This is a genomic window from Candidatus Protofrankia californiensis (assembly GCF_900634765.1).
Lineage (GTDB): Bacteria > Actinomycetota > Actinomycetes > Frankiales > Frankiaceae > Protofrankia > Protofrankia californiensis.
Genome location: NZ_CAAAFT010000402.1, coordinates 1 through 2,471, shown reverse-complemented (window position 1 = coordinate 2,471; position 2,471 = coordinate 1). Strand labels below are relative to the sequence as shown.

3 protein-coding genes are annotated in these 2,471 nt (G+C 70.1%); 1 reads left to right on the top strand and 2 read right to left on the bottom strand.

Annotated features, from left to right (window positions below; genetic code table 11):
- Nucleotides 1-883 (top strand): terpene synthase family protein (locus DD1DGNOD_RS20560; protein ID WP_430827843.1); only part of this gene is annotated, 883 nt, incomplete at its 5' end.
- A 285-nt stretch (nucleotides 884-1,168) separates the two neighbouring features.
- On the opposite strand, the gene DD1DGNOD_RS20555 is transcribed toward DD1DGNOD_RS20560, so the two are convergent.
- Nucleotides 1,169-1,708, bottom strand: a complete 540-nt coding sequence (locus DD1DGNOD_RS20555) for an undecaprenyl-diphosphate phosphatase (RefSeq protein ID WP_050803574.1) — start codon at nucleotides 1,706-1,708, stop codon at nucleotides 1,169-1,171.
- Nucleotides 1,635-2,471 (bottom strand): phosphatidylglycerol lysyltransferase domain-containing protein (locus DD1DGNOD_RS20550; protein WP_131770855.1); only part of this gene is annotated, 837 nt, incomplete at its 5' end. The genes DD1DGNOD_RS20550 and DD1DGNOD_RS20555, both read right to left, overlap by 74 nt.

Below are 2,471 nucleotides of genomic sequence, written 5' to 3'. Positions count from 1 at the left end.
CGCGGCGGAACTCGACCTCACCACCAGCTGGCTGACCTGGGGCACCTATGGCGACGACTACTATCCGGTGGTCTTCGGCCGGAGTGGGAACCTGGCCGGGGCGCGGCTGAGCAACGAACGGCTGCGCGCCTTCATGCCCCTCGACGGCCCGGCCATCGAGGTACCGGCGAACGCCCTTGAGCGCGGCCTCGCCGACCTGTGGGAACGCACCGCCGGGCCGATGGAGCCCGCCGCGCGGGCCGCCTTCCGCCACGCCGTCGAAGTGATGATCGACAGTTGGCTGTGGGAGCTGGCGAACCAGGCGGTCAACCGCATCCCCGATCCCGTCGACTACCTGGAGATGCGCCGCGCGACGTTCGGCTCCGACCTGACGATGAGCCTGTGCCGGCTCGCCCGCGCGCACACCGTGCCGGCCGAGATCTTCCGCACCCGGCCGATACGGTCGTTGGAGAACGCCGCGGCCGACTATGCCTGCCTGCTCAACGACGTCTTCTCCTACCAGAAGGAGATCCAGTTCGAGGGCGAGATCCACAACTGCGTGCTGGTGGTCGAGAACTTCCTCGGCTGCGGCCGCGACCGTGCGGTCGAGGTGGTGAACGATCTCATGACCGCCCGGATGCGCCAGTTCGAGCACATCGTGGCCGAGGAACTGCCGGTGCTGTTCGACCAGCTTCAGCTCGACGGCGACGTCCGCGGCGCGCTGCTCGGCTACGTCCGGGAACTGCAGAACTGGCTGGCCGGCATCCTGCGCTGGCACGAAGGAACCCACCGCTACGAGGAGACCGAGCTGCGCTACCACCCGGCCGTGGACCGGCGGCCCTTCGGTGCTCCGAGCGGGCTGGGTACCTCGACAGCGGACGTCCGCCGGCTGGTCGCCCGATAGAGCATCCCACCCCCCGGGCCGGCGGAGGCCCAGGTGAGAGCGGTGATCCGGGCACACCGCCCGCATGGCTGGAGGCGACCGGACGGGGTATCCGCGCCGTCCGGTCGGATCCCCGAACCCCCGAAGATTTCGCCCGGGTTCGCCCACAGCCGGAACAAAACCACTGGATCAACGCATATTGCGTACGACTGGAGCGGACAGCGCGGGACTTCCTTCCGTTGTTTCCGGCCGAATCCTGCCCGCGGCTGATCGTCTCACGGGCAGAGCGTCTCGGGGCCTGCGAAATCAGAACGAGAAGGGACCGAACCTCAGTACGGACACGAATCCGACGGCGAGACAGTAGAACGCGAACGGGGTGAGCGTCCGGGTTTCGAACCAACGGCTGAGGAACCGCACCGACAGATAGGCCGCGACGCCCGCGACCGCCGCCCCGAACAGGCTCTGCCCCCGTACCCCGTTGCCAAGCGGGCCGAACAGATCCGGCAGCTTGAGCAGGCCCGCGGCCAAGATCACCGGGGTGGCCAGCAGGAACGCGAACCGGGCCGCGTCCTCGTAGGACAGGCCGCGGACCAGACCGGCCACCATGCTCACGCCCGATCGGCTGATCCCCGGTGCGAGTGCGGCGACCTGGGCGAAGCCGATGACAAGAGCGCCCCTCGCGGGGAGTGCGGCCAGTCTCTGGTCGGCAGCCAGGTCCGCGGCGGCACCGACGGACAGCGGAGCCGGGCCAGCCGATCCCGGGGCGGTGCCTTCAGGAGCGCCCGTGGCGGGCGTCGGAGCCGGTCTCCCGGCGGTGAACCTGCCGGTGATCGGCGCCGTCGTCACCGGAGCGGGCGCCGCCGCGTAGACGGGTGCTGGGGCGGGGCAGGTGCCCGCGCCAGCGTGGCCATACCCAGCGTGGCCATACAAGGAAGGCCTCGGCCTCGAGCATGGCCAGCGCGATCCGGGGCAGGTCCGCGGACGCGGGATAGCAGACGTACCGGGACAGCCAGGTCGGCTGGAACTTGGCGTTGAACCGGTACAGGCTGTCGATCTGGAACCAGCGGGACAGGAACATCAGCAGACCGCGCCACGAGCGCAGCACCGGCCCCGCGCCGAGCCGTTCGCCACGTTCGAGCGCGGACCGGAAGACCGCGAAGTTCAGTGACAGCCGCTTGACACCGAGATCCCGGGCCCGGCGGACAGCGCTGACGATCAGGAACTCGTTGAGCCCGTTGTCGGCCGTCCGGTCGCGCATCATCGCGTCCAGCGACAGGCCTGTGCGCCCCCAGGGCACGAAGTGCAGCACGGCGCGCAGCCGGGGCTCCGCGCCGTGCGGCTCCGCGGAGAAGGCCATCACCACGACGCAGTCGCCGTCTGCCGCATCGCCGATCCGGCCGAGAGCCATCGAGAACCCCCGCTCGGTCTCGGTACCTCGCCAGACCGCGACCTGGGCCCTGAGCCGCGCGACGTCCCGCGGCTCAAGATCGCTGATCCGCTGGACGATCGCTGTGTAGCCGGCGCGCTCCACCCGGGCGACAGCCTGGCGGACGTTGCGCATGGTCCGGCCTTCCAGGGTAAAGCCGGTCGTCTCCAGCACGGCTTCGTC